This is a genomic window from Comamonas flocculans (assembly GCF_007954405.1).
GTDB classification, from domain to species: Bacteria; Pseudomonadota; Gammaproteobacteria; order Burkholderiales; family Burkholderiaceae_C; genus Comamonas_C; species Comamonas_C flocculans.
Map to the genome: position 1 here is coordinate 3,011,210 of NZ_CP042344.1, position 21,495 is coordinate 3,032,704.

20 protein-coding genes are annotated in these 21,495 nt (G+C 67.2%); 10 read left to right on the forward strand and 10 right to left on the reverse strand.

Annotated features, from left to right (window positions below):
* Positions 1–11: 11 nt before the first annotated feature.
* The 5 genes from FOZ74_RS14415 to bfr all read right to left on the reverse strand — a co-directional run bounded on the left by FOZ74_RS14415 (position 12) and on the right by bfr (position 5,642).
* Entirely contained in the window at positions 12–1,094 is a 1,083-nt protein-coding gene (locus tag FOZ74_RS14415) for an ADP-ribosylglycohydrolase family protein (RefSeq protein WP_146913704.1), read from the reverse strand.
* A 77-nt stretch (positions 1,095–1,171) separates the two neighbouring features.
* A complete protein-coding gene (locus FOZ74_RS14420) occupies positions 1,172–2,095 on the reverse strand; it encodes a L,D-transpeptidase family protein (RefSeq protein WP_255437647.1) in 924 nt (307 codons plus the stop codon).
* A gap of 145 nt (positions 2,096–2,240) precedes the next feature.
* Positions 2,241–4,385: a 5-histidylcysteine sulfoxide synthase gene (ovoA, locus tag FOZ74_RS14425; protein WP_146913706.1), complete on the reverse strand. Its 2,145-nt coding sequence runs from the start codon at positions 4,383–4,385 to the stop codon at positions 2,241–2,243.
* A 93-nt stretch (positions 4,386–4,478) separates the two neighbouring features.
* Positions 4,479–5,024: a polyhydroxyalkanoate synthesis repressor PhaR gene (gene phaR / locus FOZ74_RS14430; protein WP_146913707.1), complete on the reverse strand. Its 546-nt coding sequence runs from the start codon at positions 5,022–5,024 to the stop codon at positions 4,479–4,481.
* 141 nt (positions 5,025–5,165) lie between these two features.
* On the reverse strand, positions 5,166–5,642 hold the full coding sequence (bfr, locus tag FOZ74_RS14435) for a bacterioferritin (protein ID WP_146913708.1): 477 nt from the start codon (positions 5,640–5,642) through the stop codon (positions 5,166–5,168).
* A gap of 209 nt (positions 5,643–5,851) precedes the next feature.
* Between bfr and ahpC the strand changes: the two genes are divergently transcribed.
* Complete coding sequence (gene ahpC, locus FOZ74_RS14440; protein WP_146913709.1) at positions 5,852–6,427, forward strand: alkyl hydroperoxide reductase subunit C; 576 nt, start codon at positions 5,852–5,854, stop codon at positions 6,425–6,427.
* A 96-nt stretch (positions 6,428–6,523) separates the two neighbouring features.
* Positions 6,524–8,086, forward strand: a complete 1,563-nt coding sequence (gene ahpF / locus FOZ74_RS14445) for an alkyl hydroperoxide reductase subunit F (protein ID WP_146913710.1) — start codon at positions 6,524–6,526, stop codon at positions 8,084–8,086.
* Between the two features lie 53 nt (positions 8,087–8,139).
* Here ahpF and FOZ74_RS14450 read toward each other — a convergent pair whose 3' ends face one another.
* Positions 8,140–9,102, reverse strand: coding sequence for an MDR/zinc-dependent alcohol dehydrogenase-like family protein (locus FOZ74_RS14450; RefSeq protein WP_146913711.1), 963 nt, complete (start codon positions 9,100–9,102; stop codon positions 8,140–8,142).
* Between the two features lie 88 nt (positions 9,103–9,190).
* Between FOZ74_RS14450 and FOZ74_RS14455 the strand changes: the two genes are divergently transcribed.
* Together FOZ74_RS14455 and FOZ74_RS14460 are read left to right on the forward strand one after the other, a co-directional pair.
* Positions 9,191–9,655 carry a MarR family winged helix-turn-helix transcriptional regulator gene (locus FOZ74_RS14455; RefSeq protein ID WP_146913712.1) on the forward strand — a complete coding sequence of 155 codons (465 nt, stop codon included), beginning with the start codon at positions 9,191–9,193 and terminating at the stop codon, positions 9,653–9,655.
* Between the two features lie 167 nt (positions 9,656–9,822).
* Positions 9,823–11,379 carry a class I adenylate-forming enzyme family protein gene (locus FOZ74_RS14460; protein ID WP_146913713.1) on the forward strand — a complete coding sequence of 519 codons (1,557 nt, stop codon included), beginning with the start codon at positions 9,823–9,825 and terminating at the stop codon, positions 11,377–11,379.
* Between the two features lie 192 nt (positions 11,380–11,571).
* Here FOZ74_RS14460 and FOZ74_RS14465 read toward each other — a convergent pair whose 3' ends face one another.
* Positions 11,572–12,906 carry a glycoside hydrolase 5 family protein gene (locus FOZ74_RS14465; RefSeq protein ID WP_146913714.1) on the reverse strand — a complete coding sequence of 445 codons (1,335 nt, stop codon included), beginning with the start codon at positions 12,904–12,906 and terminating at the stop codon, positions 11,572–11,574.
* 356 nt (positions 12,907–13,262) lie between these two features.
* On the opposite strand from FOZ74_RS14465, the gene FOZ74_RS14470 reads away from it, so the two are divergent.
* The 6 genes from FOZ74_RS14470 (at position 13,263) to FOZ74_RS14495 (ending at position 19,235) form a co-directional block, all read left to right on the forward strand.
* The gene (locus FOZ74_RS14470; protein ID WP_146913715.1) at positions 13,263–14,453 is read left to right on the forward strand and encodes a substrate-binding domain-containing protein; all 1,191 of its coding nucleotides are present in this window, start codon (positions 13,263–13,265) and stop codon (positions 14,451–14,453) included.
* Between the two features lie 150 nt (positions 14,454–14,603).
* On the forward strand, positions 14,604–15,377 hold the full coding sequence (locus FOZ74_RS14475; protein ID WP_146913716.1) for an ABC transporter ATP-binding protein: 774 nt from the start codon (positions 14,604–14,606) through the stop codon (positions 15,375–15,377).
* Between the two features lie 118 nt (positions 15,378–15,495).
* The gene (locus FOZ74_RS14480) at positions 15,496–16,221 is read left to right on the forward strand and encodes an ABC transporter ATP-binding protein (protein ID WP_146913717.1); all 726 of its coding nucleotides are present in this window, start codon (positions 15,496–15,498) and stop codon (positions 16,219–16,221) included.
* A gap of 70 nt (positions 16,222–16,291) precedes the next feature.
* The gene (locus FOZ74_RS14485) at positions 16,292–17,275 is read left to right on the forward strand and encodes a branched-chain amino acid ABC transporter permease (protein WP_146913718.1); all 984 of its coding nucleotides are present in this window, start codon (positions 16,292–16,294) and stop codon (positions 17,273–17,275) included.
* Positions 17,276–17,292: 17 nt separating this feature from the next.
* Positions 17,293–18,384, forward strand: a complete 1,092-nt coding sequence (locus FOZ74_RS14490; protein ID WP_146913719.1) for a branched-chain amino acid ABC transporter permease — start codon at positions 17,293–17,295, stop codon at positions 18,382–18,384.
* Entirely contained in the window at positions 18,384–19,235 is an 852-nt protein-coding gene (locus tag FOZ74_RS14495) for an alpha/beta fold hydrolase (RefSeq protein ID WP_146914220.1), read from the forward strand. Before FOZ74_RS14490 ends, FOZ74_RS14495 begins: the two co-directional genes overlap by 1 nt.
* Before the next feature lie 57 nt (positions 19,236–19,292).
* On the opposite strand, the gene FOZ74_RS14500 is transcribed toward FOZ74_RS14495, so the two are convergent.
* The 3 genes from FOZ74_RS14500 to maiA are packed head-to-tail and all read right to left on the reverse strand — an operon-like array spanning position 19,293 to position 21,487.
* Positions 19,293–19,724 (reverse strand): RNA-binding S4 domain-containing protein, encoded by a 432-nt coding sequence (locus tag FOZ74_RS14500; RefSeq protein WP_146913720.1) that lies wholly within the window; start codon positions 19,722–19,724, stop codon positions 19,293–19,295.
* A gap of 42 nt (positions 19,725–19,766) precedes the next feature.
* Positions 19,767–20,795: a ferrochelatase gene (hemH, locus tag FOZ74_RS14505; protein ID WP_146913721.1), complete on the reverse strand. Its 1,029-nt coding sequence runs from the start codon at positions 20,793–20,795 to the stop codon at positions 19,767–19,769.
* A 44-nt stretch (positions 20,796–20,839) separates the two neighbouring features.
* The gene (maiA, locus tag FOZ74_RS14510) at positions 20,840–21,487 is read right to left on the reverse strand and encodes a maleylacetoacetate isomerase (RefSeq protein WP_146913722.1); all 648 of its coding nucleotides are present in this window, start codon (positions 21,485–21,487) and stop codon (positions 20,840–20,842) included.
* Between the last annotated feature and the right edge of the window lie 8 nt (positions 21,488–21,495).

A 21,495-nucleotide genomic window follows, 5' to 3' on the forward strand; every position in this document is an offset into this window, starting at 1 on the left:
TCCCTGTCGTCTCAGGCCGCTTCGGACTGCGCCGCGATGCGCCGCGCCAGCTGCAGGCGCTCTTCGTGGCGGTCCAGCCCGCTGATGAAGCGCTCGGGTATCCCCTGCACGCCCACCATGGCGCCGACCAGCGCGCCGGTCAGCATCGCGCGGGCCTGGTTCTGCCCGCCGCCGTTGACCGCATGCAGCACCGCGCTTTCAAAATCGTCGGCAAAGCGCGCGGCCAGGTGGTAGACCGCCGGGAACTGGTGGTAGACCGCGCAGGGCATGCCATAGACCTGCGAGACCTTCCAGGCCGGCTCGATGCGCACGCCCGCATCCAGCGCCGCGCCGGCGATGTAGCCCATGCCTATGAGGGCGTCCGGCGAGGGGAACTGCCCCGCCTGGCGCGGGCGCTCCGGGCCGTCCGGCACGCCATCCCCGTCCGGGCGGGTGACGCTGTGAAACGGCAGCTTGCCATCGCGCACCAGCGCCATCAGCCGCTCGCTGATCTGGCTGTCGAAGCGAGCGCCCTGCACCAGCTGCCCCAGCGCGAGCGCATAGGCGGTGGTCATGGCAGCGACGCTTGCGTCCTGCTGCGTGAGTGCGGTGTTGCTGCTTGCGTCGCGCGCCAGGGCCAGCGGGTCGCGGGCGTTGCGCACCGCGATGGCCAGCACGCGCTCGGCCGCTTCCGTGGTGTCCGCCCAACCGGCCACCTGGCCCCAGGGTTTGCCCAGGCCTACGCGCAGGCGCCAGGTTTCGCGCATGGACTGGCTGGTGTAGCCGCCCGGCCCGTGGTTGGGGGTGCCGTCGATCAGCGGGAAGAAATCGCGGTCCAGGCGCTGGCAGAAATCGGCCTCGTCGTAGCGGCCGCAGTCGGCCAGCGAGCGCATGGTCAGCTCCAGCAGCAGCCCGGCTTGCGAGGACTCGCCCGCCTTGAGCCCGTGGTGGTAGTGCCCGGGCTTGGGCGCGGCGTAGTCGCTGATCCAGGGTCCGAAGGCCGCGCGCAGCGCATCCAGGTCGTAATACCAATGCGGCCCCACCGCCAGCGCTTCGCCGACGAGCGCGCCCATCAATGCGCCCGCGGCGCGCTCCTGCCATTGTGTCCGTGCCATGCCTGTACTCCTTTGTCAGGCAAGGGTACTGCCCGCGCGCGCTGTCTGCAGGCGGGTGGCGCGATGGCAGCGTTGCCTCAGGGGTAGACCACGACGCGGTCGCCCACCCTGACCTGTTCGTAGAGCCACTTGGCCGCCTGGTAGTCGCGCATCTGGGTGCAGCCGTGCGAGCCGCTGGCGTAGCCGTTGTCGGCGAAATCGTCGGAAAAATGGATGGCCACGTTGCCGTCGTAGAAGATGGCGTAGGGCATGGGCGTGCGCTCGCCGAAGATCGACGAGACCGTGTCGCGGTTCATGTACCAGATGCGAAATTCACCTTCGGGGCTGTCCCAGCCGGGGCGGGAAAAGCGCGCCTCGCGGGTGAACCTGATCTGTCCGTCGACCACGTAGGAGAGCTTCTTCTGCCCCTTGGATATGCACACCACCTTGCCGCTGGTGCAGCGCGGATCGAGCTGCTGGTCCGCATTGCCCTGGGGCGGGGCATCAAAAAGCTGCTTGTAGCCGGGGTTGCGCGTGAGCGGCAGCAGCCGCGCCCAGGTGCGCTCGTCCATGACCTCGGCAGCGGGCAGGCCCACCTTCATCCTGAACGCGGCGATGGCGTCGAGCGTGGCGCGGTCGAGCTCGCCGCTGATCGGTCCGCGGTAGCTGCCTGCCTGTTTCAGGCGCGACTGCAGCTCCATGACGAAGGCCGCATGGCGCGGGCCGGTGAACCAGGGGCCGACGTCGGTGTTGCTGAGCTCGGCCGCCGTCGGCTCGTGCGACTTCTGGCGCAGCAGCTCCCAGGTGGCCTGGTTGACGACGCCGGTGGGGCGCAGGCCGTGCTCGCGCTGGAAATTCTCCACCGCGGCGCGCGTCCTGCCGTCGAACTTGTCGTGGGCGTCGTAGGTGGCAAGGTACCTGGCGTGGCGCAGGCGGATTTGCAGTTCGCGCACTTCGGGGCCTGTCGCCTTGAGGCGCAGCTCGCGCGCCAGCGGCGCGGCAGCGCTGTGGGGGCGCAGCATCGCCGCCGAAGGCGGCTGCGTGCCGGCCCGCGCGCCGCCCGCCGTGCCGGCGGCGCAAACAAGCAGCGCCAGAGCACTCGCCAGGCCAGGGCAAAACGGAAGGCGCCGCATGGACAGGGAAAGGCGTGCAGTGCTTTGCCGCGCCTCAGCGCACGCGCTTCCAGAGCGTCACTTCGGACAGCGAATGCTGGAATTTGTGCCGCGTTTCGCGTATCACGAAGGGCACCTCGCGTGGCGCGCCGGCCATTTCGAAATGGGCGCCCAGCAGTGCCTTGAGCGCATCGAGCGTGCGCCAGCTCTCGCCGTCCTTCTTGAAGCCGCCCAGCCATTTGTCGCGCGGCGTGTGCTCGGCAAGCCAGGTGTAGGGCGAAGCCAGCACGAGCAGGCCACCGGCGTTCAGACGCTCGTGCACCATGTGCAGGAAGCGCGCCGGGTCGTACAGCCGGTCGATCAGGTTGGCCGCGAGGATCAGGTCGTAGCCGGTGAACCGGGGCTGGAGGTTGCAGGCGTCGCCCTGCCAGAACTGCACGCGCGCGGCGGTGTCCGCCAGGCCCAGGTCGGCAAGCTTCGCTGCCTTGTACTCCACCAGCTCGCCCTCGTCGGTGACGGTGTAGCGCACCGTGTCGCCGCGCGCCAGCGCCACGCCCTGGTCGATGAAGCGTGCGGAAAAGTCTACGCCCACCACCTGCTCGAAGTGGCGCGCCAGCTCGAACACGCTGCGCCCCACGGCGCAGCCCAGGTCCATGGCGCTGCGCCGCGGGCCTTCGCCCATGGCCGCTATCGCAAGCCGTGCCAGCGCCTTGGGAAAGTTGGCCGTGTCCCAGTATTCGGCGCCGTAATGGAACTCCATGTACTGGGTGACGAGCTCGTCGGTCTCGTAGTGCGAAGCCTCCGAGACGATGGGCGCATCGCTCACCACGTAGCGCAGGCCCGCGTGCTGGAAGAAGTGGCGCCGGAAGGCGTAGCGCGAATCGGGCTCGGCCTCGTTGCCGGTCGACACCCAGGAGCCGCCCTTGATGAGGTTGTGGCGCTCGTCGAAGGTGGGCGTGGTGAAGTCGTCGTAGATCGGGTGGGTCTTGAAACCCTCGAAGGGGTAGGTGGGCGTTTCCGTCCACTGCCAGACATTGCCGACCACGTCGCAGAAAGCGCCCTGTTCGAAGCGATCGACCGGGCAGGGCGAGGCCCAGTGCTCCAGATAGAGATTGGCGTTGGCCGGCAGCTCCTCGTTGAGCTGCCAGTCGCTGGTGGCGAGGATGCGCTGCCATTCGTCTTCCGTCGGCAGGCGCACGGTGAGCCCGCTTTCCTGGGACTTCCAGCGGCAGAAGGCGCGCGCCTCCAGGCAGTTGACCTCGGCCGGCCAGTTCCAGGGCATGGGCACTTCCTGCGTCATCAGGCGCAGGTGCCACTGCGCGCCCTTGCGTACCCAGAAGCTGGGGTGCTCGGCCTGGGCGAAGTCGCGCCAGCGCAGGCCTTCCTCGTCCCAGAAGGCGTCGTTGCCATAGCCGCCGGCCTTGACGAAATCGAGGAACTCTCCATTGCTCACCAGCAGGCGGGCGGCCTCGAAGGCGGGGATGTCGGCTTCGTGGTGGCCGTATTCGTTGTCCCAGCCGTAGCGCGGGCTGTCAAAGGGCTTGCCCAGGCGCACATGGCCTGCAGGCACTTCGACCAGCGAATTCTGCGGTGCCGGGCTGCTGTCGGGGCAGGCCGGCCATTCGGGTCGCGAGCGCACCCACTCAAGGCGCTGCTGGCGGATCAGCACCGAAGAGGTCTCGATGTGAATGCGCTCGTGCTCCACGCCCATGACGATGGCCCACCAGGGGTTTTCCCAGTCCATCGGCAGGGCTAGCGGCGCGTGGTCGATCAGCTCGAGCACCAGAGAGCGCACCCGGTCGCGGTAGTGCTGCACCCGCTCAACGGCTGGCCAGTCGTAGTGCGCGTCGTCCAGATCGTCCCAGCTCATCTCGTCCACGCCGACGGCGAAGATCGACTCCAGGTGCGGGTCCAGGCGCTCGCCGATCATGCGCGTGAGCATGAGCTTGTTGACGAAGAAGGTCGCGACGTGCCCGTAGTAGAAGATCAGCGGGTGGCGCAGCGTGATCGGGCGCTGGTACCAGGCCTCGTCGCAGTCCAGGGTGCGAAACAGCGACTCGGTGCAGTCGAAGGTTTCGCTGAAATAGCTGCGCAGCGCCCGGCGAAACGCCTGCGGGTCGCCCGCGTCCAGCGCCAGCCGCCGTGGCAGGGAAACAGGGCGGGGCGGTGTTTGGAGCACGGCGGTGTCGGTGCGGTTCATGGCGGTGCGCTGGGTGGGTTCGAACGGGCAAAAAGCGTAACACCAAGCAATTTCCGCAGTGCCAGTCGGCTCTTTGCCGCCTCCGGCCCGCGCTCAGCGCTTCTTGATGCCGAAGGCGCCCAGCATCTGCTCGGTCTGCTTGTTCATCTGCTCCTGCATGTGCTGGAACACGTTGTGTGACTGCTCGATGTAGCTGCCCATGAGGTTTTGCATCATCGGGGACTGCAGGTTCATGAACTGGCTCCACATCTCCGGCGTGATGGTCTTGGCCTGCTCGGCCAGACGGGCCTGTACCTCGGTGAACATCTGCACGTTCTTTTCCAGATAGGCACCCATGAAGCCCTGCATGGCGTGGCCGTAGAAGCGGATGATGTTGGCCAGCACGGCTTCGGTGAACATCGGCGTGCCGCCCGCTTCCTCTTCGAGGATGATCTGCAGCAGGATGGAGCGCGTGAGGTCTTCGCCCGACTTGGCATCGCGCACCTGCACCTGCACGCCGTCGATCACGAGCTGGCGCACCTCGGCCAGCGTGATGTAGGTAGAGGTGGAGGTGTCGTAGAGGCGCCGGTTGGGGTACTTCTTGATGGTGCGCGGCTCGCCGGCTGGCGGCGTCTGCTGCTCGGTGGTCTTGTCTGGCACTGGCGTCTCCTTCGTGCGGGTGCGTTGCGGAGCGGCGCGGGCCGCCGGTATTTGTGCGCTGCAACACCAACCGATTCTAGAGCGTCGCGCCGCCGGCGCTGCACCGGCATCGGCACAGGCAGCGACGCAGGCGCGCCGGCCTCAATCCACGCTGCCCATCTGCGACTGCAGGTAGTTCTGCACGCCCACCCTGGCCAGCACCTCGATCTGGGTTTCCAGAAAGTCGATGTGCTCTTCGGTGTCGCGCAGGATGTCGCCGAGCAGATCGCGCGAGGCGTAGTCGCGCACGCTCTCGCAATGGGCCATGCCCTGCTTGACCGTGTCCTGCGCGGCGCGCTCCAGGCGCAGGTCGCACTGCAGGATCTCGGGCACGTCTTCACCGATCTGCAGCTTGCCCAGGTCCTGCAGATTGGGCAGGCCGTCGAGCATCAGGATGCGGTCCATCAGCCGGTCGGCGTGCTTCATCTCGCCTATCGACTCTTCACGTTCCTTCTTGGCCAGGCGATCGAACCCCCAGTGCTTGAGCAGGCGGTAGTGCATGAAGTACTGGTTGGTGGCAGTGAGTTCGTTCTTGAGCTGCGCCTGCAGCCAGTGGATGACTTGAGGGTCCCCTTGCATGATGGCTCCTTGGTTTCGGTCCGGTGGGCACACGCGATTGTGGGTGTGCGGTGATGTGATGACAAGCGCGCCGACCAAGGTGAAATGGCGGCTGGCGCGCCGCGAAAATTGAACAAACCAATCATGAGAATTGGCTATATCAAATTGACAAATCGAGCTTCGGCCTTATTCTAGGGTTTGTACTTAGCCCATTTCACAAGGAGTAATGCATGTCTCTCATCAACACCCAGGTTCAGCCCTTCAAGGTCAACGCCTACGTCAACCGTGGCGGCAAGGGCGAGTTCATCGAAGTGACCGATGAAACGCTCAAGGGCAAATGGTCGGTGCTGATCTTCATGCCGGCAGCCTTCACCTTCAACTGCCCGACCGAGATCGAGGATGCGGCCGAGCACTACGCCGAATTCCAGAAGGCCGGCGCCGAAGTCTATGCGGTGACCACCGACACGCACTTCTCGCACAAGGTCTGGCACGAGACGTCGGACGCCGTGGGCAAGGCCAAGTTCCCGCTGGTGGGCGACCCCACGCACCAGCTGACCAACGCCTTTGGCGTGCACATCCCCGAAGAAGGCCTGGCGCTGCGCGGCACCTTCGTGATCAACCCCGATGGCGTGATCAAGACCATGGAAGTGCATTCCAACGAAATCGCGCGCGACGTGACCGAGACGCTGCGCAAGCTCAAGGCCGCCCAGTTCACCGCCGCCCACCCCGACCAGGTGTGCCCGGCCAAGTGGAAGGAAGGCGAGAAGACGCTGACGCCCTCGCTGGATCTGGTCGGCAAGATCTGATCGACACCCGCCGCCTGCCGGACGGATGCAGGGCGCGCGTGCGCCTTGCCGTCCGGCTTTTTCATGCCCAGAACCACCCCGTGAAGGAGAAGAAACATGTTTGATGACCAACTGAAAACCCAGCTCGCCGCCTATCTGCAGCGCGTGGTGCGTCCGTTCACGCTGGTGGCCTCGCTGGGCGACGACGCCACCTCGACCGAGATGCGCGAGATGCTGCAGACCATTGCCGGCATGCGCCCCGACATGATCACGCTGCGCGAGGACGGGCAGGACGCGCGCAAGCCTTCGTTCACGCTGGTGCGCGAGGGCGACGAGGGGCGGCTGCGCTTTGCCGGATTGCCGCTGGGGCATGAATTCACCTCGCTGGTGCTGGCCCTGCTGTGGTCGGGCGGACACCCGCCCAAGGAAGAGGCCGATCTGCTGGAGCAGGTCAGGCAGCTCGACGGCGAGCTGAACTTCGAGGTCTACATGAGCCTCACCTGCCACAGCTGTCCCGACGTGGTGCAGGCGCTCTCGCTCATGGCCATCCTGAACCCGAAGATCAGGACCACGGTGATCGAGGGCGGTGCCTTCCAGAAGGAAGTGAGCGAGCGCGAGATCATGGCCGTACCCACGGTCTACCTCAATGGCGAGATGTTTTCCGCGGGGCACATGGAGCTGGCGCAGTTCGTCGCCAAGCTCGATACCGGCGCGGCCCGGCGCGATGCCGAAAAGCTTTCGGCCAGGGAGGCGTTCGACATGCTCATCGTCGGCGGCGGCCCGGCAGGTGCGGCAGCGGCGGTGTACGCGGCGCGCAAGGGCATACGCACCGGCCTGGTGGCCGAGCGTTTTGGCGGGCAGGTGAACGACACGCTCGATATCGACAACTACATTTCGGTGCCGCACACCGAGGGGCCGCAGTTCTCCTCGGCGCTGCTGCAGCACGTGCGCGAGTACGAGGTGGACGTGATGAACCTGCAGCGCGCCAGGGCGCTGCGACCCGCGGCGGCACCCGGCGGTCTGATCGAGGTCGAGCTGGAAAACGGCGGCGTGCTCAAGGCGAGGTCCGTGGTGCTGTCCACCGGTGCGCGCTGGCGCAACATGGGCGTGCCCGGCGAAGACGAATACCGCACCAAGGGCGTGGCCTACTGCCCGAGCTGCGACGGCCCGCTGTACAAGGGCAAGCGCGTGGCGGTGATCGGTGGCGGCAATTCCGGCATCGAGGCGGCGATCGACCTGGCCGGGGTGGTGGCGCATGTGACGGTGCTGGAGTTCATGCCCGAGCTCAAGGCCGACGCGGTGCTGCAGAAGAAGCTCAAGAGCCTGCCCAACGTCGACGTGATCCTGAACGCCCAGACCACCGAGGTGCTGGGCGAGGGCGGCAAGGTCAATGCCCTGGCCTGGAAGGACCGCATCAGCGGCGTGCAGCAGCGTCTGGAGGTGGAGGGTGTTTTCGTGCAGATCGGGCTGCTGCCCAACACCGACTGGCTCAAGGGCACGGTGGAGCTGTCCCATACCGGCGAGATCATGGTTGATGCGCGCGGCCAGACCAATGTGCCGGGCGTGTTCGCCGCGGGCGACTGCACCACGGTGGCGTTCAAGCAGATCGTGATCGCTGCGGGGGCGGGCGCGACGGCGGCGCTGGCGGCGTTTGACCATCTGATCCGCGCGGGGGCCTGACAGCCCTCTGGCGGTGGCGCGGGGCGGCGGGCCAGGGCAGCCGGCTCCGCGCTTCAGGGCGTGAAGACGATGCGGCCAGCAGGGGCGTCATCGTCGCTCCACGCGCGCTCCACTTCGCTCAGCGGCAGGGCGCGCACCTCGGTCTTGAAGGTGCCGCGGGCAATCGTGCGCACCAGTTCCGGCAATTCGGCGAGCATTTCGCGGCCTGAAATCGCCCCCAGCCCGCTGCCCATGACCTGCAGCCTGGCCGAGCGCAGGAAAGCGCCGGGAATCGGCGCGACGTCGCCGGCCATCGAGCCCACATGCAGCCAGTCCAGGGGCTGGCTGCGGTTGCTGCGTTGCCGGAGTATGGCTTCCATCGTCCGCACGCAGCACTCGCCCCAGACGAAATCGAGCACGACGTCCACCTCGCTGGCCAGGTGTCCCAGCTCGGCTGCGCCGAGCGTCACCGTGCCCGTCGCACCCAGCGCGGGAAGCGCCGCGAGCCTGGCCGCATTGCGCCCCGCGGCAAGCACCTGTGATGCGCCCAGATGCCGGGCGATCTGCACCGCCAGGCGGCCGGAGCAGCCGGTTGCGCCCAGGATGAGCACGCGCTTGCCCCTTTGCAGCGGCAGGCGCGCCCGGAAGGAGGGCAGGCGGCAGCGCAAGGCCATCCACGATGCCATCGCGGGGTTCATGGTGCCCGCGATGAGGACCGGGTCGCAGTCGTCGGGCAGCGTGATGCTGTGGTGGAGCTCGATGACCGTGCGCTCGGCCATGGTGCCGGGCTGTCCCGGCCCCTGGACGAAGTAGCGCAGTTTGCCGTCGCTGCCGCGCCCCACGCCGTCCATGCCGGCGACGAGCGGCGCGTGGCCGCGGCTGGAATAGTGCGCGCCAGCGGCCATGCCGCGCGTCAGGTGGTGCAGCCCGGCGGCGAGAACCTGTATCTGCATTTCCCCGGGCTTGACGGCGAGGGGCTCGTCGATGTCCCGGTAATGCGGGGCCTGGCCAGAGCTGGAGATGACGGCGGCTTTCATCGGTTTTTCCTTCAGAATGGTGGAATAGAAAGTACTTGTTACGAACCAATTATTGATTCGTCATACGAACCATGTCAAGATCGATGCGATGAAAAGACAAGTCCCGAGAAGCCAGTCCCCGGATTCCCGCTCTTCGTCCGCCGATGAGGGCGTCGTCGACGCGCTGGTGACGGCCTCCTTCGTCACCATGGCTGCCATCAACCGGATCGGTGCCGAGCACGATCTGTCTCTCTCGCTGGTGCGCGTCCTGGGCATCCTCTGGGACCGACGCCCGCGCATGAGCGAGCTCGCCGAGCACTTGGGCCTGGAGAAGCAGACGATGTCGGGCCTGATCGCCCGGGCGCAGAAGCGGGGCCTGGTGGCGCGCGCGCCCAACGCCGACGACCGCCGCGCCATGGAGGTGTTTCTGACCAGCGAGGGAGCCGAACTCGTCCAGCGGCTGCGCAAGCAGGCGCACCAGGCCCTGCTGCCGCGCATTCAGAAGCTGTGCGCCGAGGACCAGCAGCAGCTGCAGGCCTTGCTCGAGTGCATGCTCGCAGACCACGGGCATTGACGGCACGGGCCGGCTGCCAGCGTAAGCCACCACCCCGCACACCGCCCCGACGAATTGCCCGGGCGCCAGGCGGTGCTGCGGAGCGCGCCACGCGCCGGGCAGGGCTTCGGTGCGCGCATGTTTTGGCGCATGATCCGGGGCGTCAAGGTTGATTGTGAGAGGAAGAGATGCCCCAGCAGCATGCCGTGTCGCCCGTGGATTTCGAACTTGCGCGCCAGGCCTCGGGCTTGACGCTGGGTGCGCTCTTTGCCCTGAGCGTGCGCCTGGGCCCCGGACGCATCGCGCTGCAGCAGGGCGAGCGCCAGCTGAGCTATGCCGAGTTGGACGAGCGCAGCAACCGCCTGTGCCGCTACTGGATGTCGCGCGGCATAGCGCGGGGCGACCGGGTGGCGGTGCTGGCGGAAAACTGCATGGAGTACGTGGAGGTGCTGGTGGCGGCGGCCAAGCTCGGGGTGATTGCCGCTTGCCAGAACTGGCGCCTGGCCGAGCGCGAGCTGTACCACTGCCTGAGCCTGGTGACGCCCAAGTTGATCCACGCCTCGGCGCGCCACGCCGACATTGCCGCGCGCTACGCCGGGCTGGCGCCCGGCTTGAGCTTCGGCGCTGACTACGAGGCTGCGCTGGCCGGGCAGAGCGCCGCCGCGGTGCCCGATGCGTGCGAACCCGAGGATGGCGTGGTCATCCTCTACACCAGCGGCACCACCGGCATGCCCAAGGGGGCGCTGATCAGCCAGCGCGCCGAGATCGCGCGGGCGCAGAACCAGATGATCGACCTGCCGAGCACGCCCGACGAGCACTTCGTTGCCTGGGCGCCGCTGTTTCACATGGTCTCCACCGACACGGTGTTCATGACGCTGATCCAAGGCGCGAAGGTGATCGTCACCGACGGTTTTGACGCACCCGCGCTGGCGCGGATCGCGGTGCGCGAGCGCCTGGCGCGCTTCACGCTCATGCCCGGCATGATCACGCCCTTTCTGGACGCCCTGCGCGCCACTGGCCAGCCGGTGGCCGGCATGCGCTGGGTGGGCGTGATGGCCGACCTGGTGCCGCGCGAGCAGATCGCCGAGGTCACGCGCCTCGTGGGCGCGCCCTATCTGAACACCTTTGGCTCGACCGAGACCGGGCTGCCGCCGGCCACGCGCCACACCATCGCGGTGGGCCAGGTGCCCGCCAGCCTGAACAAGGTCCAGAGCAGCTTTTGCCGCATCAAGCTGGTGGACGCCGACGACCGCGAGGTGGCCGACGGCGAGCCGGGCGAGCTGGCAATGCGCGGGCCGACGCTGTTTTCAGGCTACTGGAACAACCCCGAGGCGAATGCCGAGGACTTTCGCGGCGGCTGGTTTCACATGGGCGACGTGTTCGTGCGCAACCCGGACGGCACGCTCTCCTTCGTGGACCGGTGCAAGTACCTGATCAAGTCCGGCGGCGAGAACATCTACCCGGCCGAGATCGAGCGCGTGCTGCTCACCGAGCCGCGCGTGGCCGACGCGGTGGTGATCCGCCGCCCCGACGCCAGGTGGGGCGAGGTGCCGGTCGCCTACGTGGTGCGCAAGGATGCGACGCTCAGCGGGCAGGCGCTGATCGAGCTGTGCCGCGCCCACATCGCCGGCTACAAGCTGCCCAAGGAGGTGCACTTCGTGCAGGATGATTTCCTGCCGCGCAGCACTACCGGCAAGATCATGCGCCACGAACTCGAAAAGCGCATGCGCGAGGGCGCCGCTTAGGACGACGCTGACCAAGTCACACGTGCGCGGCGTATTCCTGGCTCGGGCGGTACGCGTCGTTGCAGATGCTCGCCATGGCTGCGACCATGTCCGCGCGCTGCGTCTCGCGGCCCGCCCGAAAAGAGCACAGCCCTTTGGTTTGGGGCGCCAAACAATTGACGGACAAGTTCGTGTTCGGCGTTGCCCTGGCCCCTACTGCGGCGCGGTCCACAGCTTGGTCAGTTCGGCCACGGCGGCGCGGGGCGTCAGGATGTCCGGGTAGTAGCTCCCGCCCGGATTGACCGGATTTGCAGGGTCGCGGCGTGGGTCTGGCTCGATGGAGTAAATGCCAAACCACTCCTCATCCCAATAATGCCCCGGGAATTGGTCTATTCTGTCCGCGCCGGGCCTGACGTTGTGCACCGTCCGATCGTCGGCCTTCCACCATTCATCGGACCATGCAAACACATAGCCGCCCGATGCCACTGCCTTGTTCTTCACGATGTCCTGCCAATGCACGCTGATGTAATCCGCCTGCTCCTGGGCATGGTTTGGCAGTTCCACCGCGACCGTGCCATTGCGCGTGGAAGCGGGGCATCCGAATTCGGTGATCAGCAAGGCATGCGGGTGGGCGCGGGTCGATTCTTCAAAGCGGGAAAACAGGTTGTCGAACCCATTGGTGACATTGCCGCGGTAAGAATTGATGCCGATGACGTCGATGTGGGGAAGCCCGCCGAACTGCATCGCGTAGTCCACGCTTTCCATGGAATCGTCGATCAGGCAGGTCATCGTCAACTTCTCCGGCGCCTGTTGTTTCGTCACTTCTCCCAGCTTGTCTATCCATGCCCAGAAACCGGGTGCGCTCTTGATGGGAACCTGCCGGCCCTCGGCGGCTGAAAAGCCGCTGGACAAATTGGCCTCGTTGCCCATGACGAACCCCATCACCGCGGGGTGCGACCCTATCTGCCGCGCAATCTCCTTCACCCCTGTTTCCACTCTGGCCTTGACCTGCGGATTGAGATAAACCCCGCCATCGATGGGGTAGCCCACCCAGGCGCAAATTCCGTTGTCCAGGCAGGCGTCGAGGAATTTCTTGTGGCTTTGCGCCGCACCCGACACGGCGTTGATGTCGCTGAATGGCAGCGTCGAATAGAGTCTGACGGTGTTGATGCCCATTTTTTTCATCATGGGCAGGTCGCGCATGAAGAGTTGGTCCCAGAAATCGATAAAGAAATCACCCCAGGGCAGGGAAGCGAAACTCGCACCCACGGGTTGCGGTGCGTAGCACACGCCCTGCGCAAAGAAGGGCACGCCATCCTTGAGGATTTGCCGACCCTCCACCGAGAAATACCCTGGTGCCGGCTCGCCGCTGCCGTGCGAGCAGGTATCGCTGACCCACTGGCCGGTCTCATCGTAAAGCGGCTGGCAATCGGGCAAAGCGTCGTCGCCACCGCCGCAGCCAGCCAGCAAATGGGTGCCCAGTGCCGCCGCGCCGTATTTCAGCAGCTGGCGGCGCTCCAGCCGGTGGGGTAGTGTGTTGGCGCCCATGGAATGCTCCTGTTCTTGTGGTCCGTCGCTCAGTGTAGGTGGGGGCTGGGCTGGCGTCTGGCCTGTCTTTTGACGCAGCGTCCCAACTGTGCTCGTGGCGTCCCGGCGCCTCGTGTCCATCGCCATAGGCCCGGCAAAACTCTGCGCCACGAAGGTGAAAACGCAGAGGCGGGACGGTAGTCCGGCCAAGCCGGGATGGGGCACGAGGATTGTCTTTTTAAAAGACAATTGTCTGATTATTGGGCAATAAACGTCTGTTTTCAAGGCATTTTGTGCTGGAACTGTCGTTATTGCGGCGCTTCGGGCTTGGCATGGCTTGTGCATGCACATGGGCATTCCATACAGGAGGCTCCCTCATGCAACGTCGTACCCTGGTCGCCCTGGCCGCACTTGCCACCGCCGTCGGTCTGCCGGCATTCAGCCAGTCCAAGGACATCCGCATAGCGCATGTCTACAGCAAGACCGGCCCGCTGGAGGCCTATGGCAAGCAGACGCAAACCGGGTTGATGATGGGCTTGAACTACGCCACGCAGGGCAGCATGAGCATAGACGGGCGCAAGATCGTGGTCATCGAGAAGGACGACCAGGGCAAGCCTGACGTGGGCAAGAGTCTGCTGGCCGCGGCCTACGCCGATGACAAGGTGGACCTGGCCGTGGGCCCGACGAGCTCGGGCGTGGCGCTGGCCATGCTGCCGGTGGCCGAGGAATACAAGAAGATCCTGCTGGTCGAGCCCGCCGTGGCCGACGCCATCACCGGCGACAAGTGGAACAAGTACATCTTCCGCACCGGGCGCAACTCCAGCCAGGACGCGATCAGCAACGCGGTGGCGATGGACAAGGACGGCGTGTCGGTGGCCACGCTGGCGCAGGACTACGCCTTTGGGCGCGACGGCGTGAAGGCCTTCAAGGACGCGCTCAAGCACGCAAAAATAGTGCATGAGGAATACCTGCCGCAGACCACCACCGACTTCACCGCCGGCATCCAGCGCCTGGTGGACGTGCTCAAGGACAAGCCGGGGCGCAAGGCCATCGAGGTGATCTGGGCCGGCGGCACGCCGCCCTTCAACGCCCTGGCCGCGCAGGACCTGAAGAAGCGCTACGGCATCGAGGTGTTCACCGGCGGCAACATCCTGCCGGCCATGGCCGCCTACAAGAACTTCCCGGGCATGGAGGGTGCGACCTACTACTACTTCGGCATCCCGAAGAACCCGGTGAACGACGCCATGGTCGCCATGCACTACAAGGAATTCAAGAGCCCGCCGGACTTCTTCACCGCCGGCGGTTTCTCGGCCGCCATGGCCATCGTCACCGCGCTGAAGAAGACCGGCGGCGACACCGCTACCAACAAGCTCATCAAGACCATGGAAGGCATGAGCTTCGAGACGCCCAAGGGCACCATGACCTTCCGGCGCGAAGACCACCAGGCCATGCAGAGCATGTACCACTTCCGCATCAAGGACGACCCGGCCTTCGCCTGGGGCGTGCCCGAGCTGGTGCGCGAGATCAAGCCTGAAGAGATGCAGGTGCCCATCCGCAACAAGCGCTGATGCCTTGCTCTCTCCCCCTTCGGGGGGAGGGCCGGGGTGGGGGCAGCCGCGCCTCTCTGCATCCCGCCACGTCACCGCGCCGACCGGCCGAACGCCCCCATCCCAACCTTCCCCCAGCGGGGGAAGGAGTCCACTGTCCTGCTGCCTTTCATGCTCGAAACCCAAGACCTCACCATCCGCTTTGGCGGCCATGTGGCCGTCAACGCGGTGAGCTGCGCGTTCGCGCCGGGCACGCTTACGGCCATCGTCGGACCCAATGGCGCGGGCAAGACGACCTATTTCAACCTGATCTCGGGCCAGCTCAAGGCCAGCAGCGGCAGCGTGCACCTGAACGGGCGCGAGCTCGGCGGCCTGCCCGCTGCCGAGCGCGCCCGCGCCGGCCTGGGCCGCGCCTTCCAGCTGACCAACTTGTTTCCCAAGCTGCCGGTGCTGGAGAACGTGCGCCTGGCGGTGCAGGCCATGCGCCCCGGGGCGCACCGCCGCGGGCTGAACCTGTGGAGCATCTGGAGCGACCACCGCCAGCTCACCGCGCGCGCCGAAGACATCCTGCGCACCGTGGCGCTGTGGGAGCGGCGCGACGATGCCGCCGCCAGCCTGCCGCACGGCGACCAGCGCAAGCTGGAGGTGGCGCTGCTGATGGCGCTGGAGCCGCAGGTCTACATGTTCGACGAACCCACGGCCGGCATGGGCCACGACGAGGCGCCGGTGATCCTGAACCTGATCCGCGAGCTGAAAAAGGACAAGAGCAAGACCATCCTGCTGGTGGAGCACAAGATGGACGTGGTGCGCGAGCTGGCCGACCGCATCATCGTGCTGACCAATGGCCAGCTCGTGGCCGACGGCGAGCCGGCCGAGGTGATTGCCTCGCCCGTGGTGCAGCAGGCCTACCTGGGCGTGGGCGCCGACGGGGAGGAGGCTGCATGAGCGCAGATATCGGCTCCTTCCCCCTTTGGGGGAAGGCAGGGATGGGGGCCGGCGCGGCGTCCACGGCCCCGCTGGCCCCCACCCCGGCCCTCCCCCAGCGGGGGAGGGAGGAGCAGCCATGAGCGACGCGCTGCTGGAACTCTCGGGCGTGCACACGCACATCGGGGCCTACCACATCCTGCACGGCGTGGACCTGGTGGTGCCACGCGGGCAGGTCACGCTGCTGCTCGGGCGCAACGGCGCGGGCAAGACGACGACGCTGCGCACCATCATGGGCCTGTGGCATGCGTCGCAGGGCAGCATCCGCCTGGGCGGGGAGGACATCACGCGGCTCGACACCCCGCGCATCGCGCAGCGCAGCATCGCCTACGTACCCGAGAACATGGGCATTTTCGCGGACCTCACCGTCAAGGAAAACCTGTTGCTGGCCGCGCGCAGCGCGGCGAACGCGGCGCAGATGGACGGCGAGCGCCTGCAGTGGATCTTCGGCCTGTTCCCGGCGGTGCAAAAGTTCTGGAACCAGGCCGCGGGCAAGCTCTCGGGCGGGCAAAAGCAGATGGTGGCGGTGGCGCGCGCCATCGTCGAGCCGCGCGATCTGCTCATCGTGGACGAGCCCAGCAAGGGCCTGGCGCCGGCCATCGTCAACAACATGATCGCCGCCTTCGAGCAGCTCAAGCGCGGCGGCGTGACCATCCTGCTGGTGGAGCAGAACATCCGCTTCGCGCAGCGGCTGGGCGACGGCGTGGCGGTGATGGACAACGGCCGCGTGGTGCATGCGGGGCCGATGGCCCAGCTCGCGCAGGACGAGGCGCTGCAGCGTTCGCTGCTGGGGCTGTCGCTATGAAATATGAGTCAAATACGGCTCCAGCCCTTGTGCAGCAAGCGCTGACAGCTATCAATACCGGAGGGTGCGCATGAAGCTGGGCGACCTGGACTGGAAGCCGCTCGCGCTGGTGCCGCTGCTGGCGCTCGGGGTGCTGCCGCTGATAGCCTCGCCTTCCACCTGGCTGACGCTCACGGTGGCGGGCCTGGCCATGGGGATGATCATCTTCATCATCGCCTCCGGCCTGACGCTGATCTTCGGCCTGATGGACGTGCTCAACTTCGGCCACGGCGTGTTCATCGCGCTCGGGGCCTTCGTGGCCACCAGCGTGCTCGGGCTGATGGGCGACTGGACCGGCTCGGGCGAGCTCTGGCGCAACCTGCTGGCGGTGCTGCCCGCAATGGTCGTGGCCATGCTGGTGGCGGGGGCCGTGGGCATCGCCTTCGAGCGCTTTCTGGTGCGCCCGGTGTATGGCGACCACCTCAAGCAGATTCTCATCACCATGGGCGGCATGATCATCGGCGAGGAGCTGATCAAGGTCATCTGGGGGCCGCAGCAGATTCCGTTGCCGCTGCCCATGGGCATGCGCGGCTCCATCCTCATTGGCGATGCGGCGATAGAGAAGTACCGGCTGGTGGCGGTGGTGGTGGGCCTCGTCGTCTTTGCCGCGCTGGTCTGGGTGCTGGCGCGCACCAAGGTGGGCCTGCTGATACGCGCCGGGGTGCAGGACGGCGAGATGGTGGAGGCGCTGGGCTACCGCATCCGCCGCCTGTTCGTCGGCGTGTTCGTCGCGGGCAGCGCGCTGGCCGGCCTGGGCGGCGTGATGTGGGGCCTGTACCAGCAGAGCGTGGTGCCGCAGATGGGCAACGAGGTGACGATATTGATCTTCATCGTGCTCATCATCGGTGGCCTGGGCTCTACCTCGGGGGCGCTGATCGGGGCGCTGCTGGTGGGGCTGATGGCCAACTACACCGGCTTTCTGCTGCCGAAGGTGGCGCTGTTTTCCAACATCGCGCTGATGGTCGCCATCCTGCTGTGGCGCCCGCGCGGCGTCTACCCGCTGACCGAGCGCTGAGGAAGGAGCAGAGGGCCATGTTGCAACGCATCCTCTCGGGCGACCTGCCGCGCAGCCGCGTGCTGGCGGTGATTCTGGCGGTGGTGCTGGTCGGGCTGCTGCTTGCGCCCTTCCTGTTTCCGGGCGTGAAGGCGCTCAACGTCGCGGCCAAGGTGCTGGTGTTTGCCGTGCTGGTGGCAAGTTTTGACCTGCTGCTGGGCTACACCGGCATCGTGAGTTTTGCCCACACCATGTTCTTCGGCATCGGCGCCTACGGCATCGCGATCGCCACCACGCGCCTGGGGCCCACCTGGGGGGCGCTGGCCGTGGGCACGCTGGCGGCGCTGGCGGTGTCGCTGGTGCTGTCGCTGCTGATCGGGCTGTTTTCGCTGCGCGTGCGGGCGATCTTCTTCGCCATGATCACGCTGGCGGTGGCGGCGGCCTTCCAGACGCTGGCCTCGCAGCTGTCGGATTTCACCGGGGGCGAGGACGGATTGAGCTTCAAGGTCCCCGAGGTGCTCTCGCCGAGCTTCGAGCCGCTCGAGAACCCCTTCCTCGGCGTGGACATCGACGGCAAGATCTTCTGCTACTACCTGCTCTTCGTCTGCGCGGTGGTACTGATCCTGGCGATGCTGCGCGTGGTCAATTCGCCCTTCGGGCGCGTGCTGCAGGCGATACGCGAAAACGAATTCCGCGCCGAAGCCATAGGCTACCGCGTGGTGGTCTATCGCACGCTCTCCAGCGTCATCTCGGCGCTGTTCGCGACGCTGGCGGGCTGCATGCTGGCGCTCTGGCTGCGCTACAACGGGCCGGAGACTTCACTGTCCTTCGAGATCATGATGGACGTGCTGCTCATCGTCGTGATCGGCGGCATGGGCACGGTCTACGGCGCGGCCATCGGCGCGGTGCTCTTCATGGTGGCGCAAAGCTATCTGCAGGACCTGCTGCGCCTGGCGAGCGAGGCGGTGGGCGCGCTGCCCTGGCTCTCGGCGCTGCTCTCGCCCGACCGCTGGCTGCTCTGGCTGGGGCTGCTCTTCGTGCTCTCCGTCTATTACTTTCCCACGGGCGTGGTGGGCAGGCTGCGCGCGGCGCGGCGCGCGCCGCGTCCCCTTGCCGAGGCCTCGCGATGATTGCATGCGCTTCCCGTTACGCCCGCCTGGCGGGCTACGAGATCCACTTCATGGACTGGGGCGAACCCGAGGCCCCCGTGGTGCTGGCCTGGCACGGCCTGGCGCGTACCGGGCGCGACATGGACGAGCTCGCCGGGCACCTGGCGCGCTGCGGCTACCGCGTGCTCTGCCCGGACACCCTGGGCCGCGGCCTGAGCCAGTGGAGCCGCGCGCCGGACGAGGAATACTGCCTGGCCTTCTACACCCGTCTGGCCACGCAACTGCTGGACCAGCTTGGCGTCGCGCAGGTGCGCTGGATAGGCACCTCGATGGGCGGCGCCATCGGCATGGCGGCGGCCGGCGGCGTGCTGGCCGGGCGCATCACGCACCTGGCGCTCAACGACATCGCACCCGAGCTGGCCGGCGCCGCCGTGCAGCGCATCAAGGCCTATGCCGGCCAGCCGCCCGCCTTCGATACCGTGACCGAGCTCGAAGCCTTCTTCCGCCAGGTCTATGCGCCCTACGGCTGGCTGAGCGATGCGCAGTGGCGTCGCCTGACCGAGACCAGCACCCGGCGCCTGCCCGACGGGCGCGTGACGCCGCACTACGACCCGGCCATGGTGCGCCAGTTCACCGTGCACCCGCGCGACTACGACCAGTGGGCCGTCTACGACGGGCTGGACGTTCCCGTGCTCTGCCTGCATGGCGTGGAGTCCGACCTGGTGCTGCCCGGGACGATCGCGCGGATGAAGCAGCGCGGCCCCGGTGCGCGTGGCCGGCTGCAGGTCATCGAGGTGCCCGATTGCGGCCACGCGCCGGCGCTCAATGTGCCCGATCAGCTGGGCTGGGTCGAGCGCTTCTTCGCGCGCTGAACGCCGGCGGCGCCGGCCATCGTCGGGGTCAGGGTCTGCGCAGAGCTCGAGCAGCGCCTATTCGTCGTCCAGCGACGCGCTCCAGCGCTCGCCCCAGCCGCGCCGGCGGGTGTCGTCGAGCGTGCGCCGGTCGCGCTTGGTGGGGCGGCCCTGGCGCAGCGTGTCGGCCGGCTCGGGCGCCAGGCGCCGGGCCTCGGCAGCGCGCGTGCGCGCAAGCAGGCTCTCGGCGGTTTCCTCGTACAACAGCTGCGCCACCGGCGCGGGCCCGCGCATCGCGCTGAGCGCGCGCACTACCACGGTGCGCGCCACCGGCCCCTGGCGCAGGGCCACGGTGTCGCCCGGGCGCAGCTCACGCGCGGGCTTGGCGTTGGCACCGTTGACCTGCACGCGGCCCTTGTCTATCTCCTGCACCGCCAGGGCGCGGGTCTTGCAGAAGCGGGCGCACCACAGCCATTTGTCCAGGCGCATGGTTTCGGGTGGGACGGCCATGGTCTATGAAAAGAAGAGCTGCTGGCGCTTGCTGGGCAAGGGCTAGGCGGCGATTTGACTGGTATTCTTGTCTGCCACCGGCCAGCCCGCCAGGTGCTGCTGGGCGATGCGCGAGAGCGCGGTGATCCAGGCGTGGCTGTCGTTCAGGCAGGGGATGTAGCGAAAGCTCTGGCCACCGGCCTTCAGGAAGGCGTCGCGCACTTCCTGGTTGATTTCTTCCAGCGTCTCCAGGCAGTCGCTGGTGAAGCCGGGGCAGATCACGTCCAGGCTGCGCGTGCCGCCCTGGGCCAGGGCGATTGCCGTGGGCTCGGTGTAGGGCTGCAGCCATTCGGCGCGGCCAAAGCGCGACTGGAAGCTGAGCTGGTATTCGCCGCTGTTGAGCTGCAGCTCGCGGGCCAGCAGTTCGGTGGTGGCGTGGCATTGCTCGGCATAGGGGTCGCCCAGGCGCACGTTGCGCTGCGGGATGCCGTGAAAGCTGATCAGCAGCTTCTCGGCGCGTCCGCCCTCGCGCTGCCAGTGCTGGCGCACGCTCTGCGCCAGCGCGGCGATGTAGTCGCTCTGGTCGTGGTAGCCGTTGACGAAGCGCAGCTCGGGCAGGGCGCGCACGCCGGTGCTCCACTGGTTGACGGCGTCGTTCACGCTGGCAATGGTGGTGGCCGAATACTGCGGGTACAGCGGCAGCACCAGCACGCGCTGCACGCCCTGGGCCATCAGCGCCTGCAGCTGCGCGGCGATGGCGGGCTGGCCGTAGCGCATGGCGGGCAGCACGGTGGTGGGCAGGCCCGCCTGGGCCAGCCAGCCCTGCAGCATCAGTGCCTGCTTTTGCGTCCACAGCAGCAGGGGTGAGCCTTCGGCCGTCCAGATGCTGCGGTATTTGGCAGCGGACCTGGCCGGGCGGGTGCGCAGGATGATGCCGTGCAGGATGGGCCACCAGGCGGCGCGCGGGATTTCCACCACGCGCGGGTCGCTCAGGAATTCGGCCAGGTAGCTGCGCAGCGCGGCGGTAGTGGGTGCCTGCGGCGTGCCCAGATTGCACAGCAGGACGGCGGTAGTGGGAGCGTTGTCGGCCATGCGGCGATTGTCTCAGGCTGCCGCGCGCTCTGGCTGCATGTGGCTCAGTCTCTGGGGGCGTCCGGCTGGTTGGCAGGGGCGGCTTGCTCGAAGGCGGGCAGCCTGGCGCAAGCGGCGTCGATGGCGCTGATCAAGGGCCAGCGCCCCATGTCCACGTTGAAGCGCCGGGCGCTGGCCACCTGCGGAATCAGGTAGCAGTCCGCCAGCGTCGGGCGCCCGCCCCAGCTGAAGTCGCCCCGCTCGCCGTCGGCCCCCAGGAGTTTTTCGTAGGCGTCAAAGCCGGTGCTGATCCATTCGCCGCACCAGCGCTCGATGGCGGCCTTGTCGGCGCCGAACTGGTGCTTGAGGTATTGCAGGATGCGCCGGTTGTTGATCGGATGGATGTCGCAGCCGATGAGGGCGGCCAGCGCCCGCACATGGGCGCGGGCCCGGGGCTCGGCGGGCAGCAGCGGCGGCTCGGGATGGGTCTCTTCCAGCCATTCGAGGATGGCGGGCGACTGGGTGAGCACCGTGCCGTCATCGAGCACCAGCGCGGGCACCAGCGCCTGCGGGTTCAGCTCGTGGAAATCGCCGTGCAGGTGCGCCTCGTGCAGCAAATCGACCGCCACGTACTGTGCCTGCACGCCCTTGAGCGCCATGGCAATGCGCGTGCGGTGCGAGGTGCCGCTGCGAAAGTAGTTGTAGAGCTTCATCGCGCGCG

Bases quoted from the DNA above. Each gene is read 5' to 3' on its own strand.
- FOZ74_RS14485 (WP_146913718.1), top strand. From the start codon at position 16,292: ATGAAGCTGGGCGACCTGGACTGGAAGCCGCTCGCGCTGGTGCCGCTG.
- ahpF (WP_146913710.1), top strand. From the start codon at position 6,524: ATGTTTGATGACCAACTGAAAACCCAGCTCGCCGCCTATCTGCAGCGC.
- bfr (WP_146913708.1), bottom strand. From the start codon at position 5,642: ATGCAAGGGGACCCTCAAGTCATCCACTGGCTGCAGGCGCAGCTCAAG.
- FOZ74_RS14415 (WP_146913704.1), bottom strand. From the start codon at position 1,094: ATGGCACGGACACAATGGCAGGAGCGCGCCGCGGGCGCATTGATGGGC.
- FOZ74_RS14475 (WP_146913716.1), top strand. From the start codon at position 14,604: ATGCTCGAAACCCAAGACCTCACCATCCGCTTTGGCGGCCATGTGGCC.
- FOZ74_RS14470 (WP_146913715.1), top strand. From the start codon at position 13,263: ATGCAACGTCGTACCCTGGTCGCCCTGGCCGCACTTGCCACCGCCGTC.
- ahpC (WP_146913709.1), top strand. From the start codon at position 5,852: ATGTCTCTCATCAACACCCAGGTTCAGCCCTTCAAGGTCAACGCCTAC.
- hemH (WP_146913721.1), bottom strand. From the start codon at position 20,795: ATGGCCGACAACGCTCCCACTACCGCCGTCCTGCTGTGCAATCTGGGC.
- FOZ74_RS14460 (WP_146913713.1), top strand. From the start codon at position 9,823: ATGCCCCAGCAGCATGCCGTGTCGCCCGTGGATTTCGAACTTGCGCGC.
- FOZ74_RS14480 (WP_146913717.1), top strand. From the start codon at position 15,496: ATGAGCGACGCGCTGCTGGAACTCTCGGGCGTGCACACGCACATCGGG.
- ovoA (WP_146913706.1), bottom strand. From the start codon at position 4,385: ATGAACCGCACCGACACCGCCGTGCTCCAAACACCGCCCCGCCCTGTT.
- FOZ74_RS14490 (WP_146913719.1), top strand. From the start codon at position 17,293: ATGTTGCAACGCATCCTCTCGGGCGACCTGCCGCGCAGCCGCGTGCTG.
- FOZ74_RS14420 (WP_255437647.1), bottom strand. From the start codon at position 2,095: ATGCTGCGCCCCCACAGCGCTGCCGCGCCGCTGGCGCGCGAGCTGCGC.
- FOZ74_RS14450 (WP_146913711.1), bottom strand. From the start codon at position 9,102: ATGAAAGCCGCCGTCATCTCCAGCTCTGGCCAGGCCCCGCATTACCGG.
- maiA (WP_146913722.1), bottom strand. From the start codon at position 21,487: ATGAAGCTCTACAACTACTTTCGCAGCGGCACCTCGCACCGCACGCGC.
- FOZ74_RS14455 (WP_146913712.1), top strand. From the start codon at position 9,191: ATGAAAAGACAAGTCCCGAGAAGCCAGTCCCCGGATTCCCGCTCTTCG.
- FOZ74_RS14465 (WP_146913714.1), bottom strand. From the start codon at position 12,906: ATGGGCGCCAACACACTACCCCACCGGCTGGAGCGCCGCCAGCTGCTG.
- FOZ74_RS14500 (WP_146913720.1), bottom strand. From the start codon at position 19,724: ATGGCCGTCCCACCCGAAACCATGCGCCTGGACAAATGGCTGTGGTGC.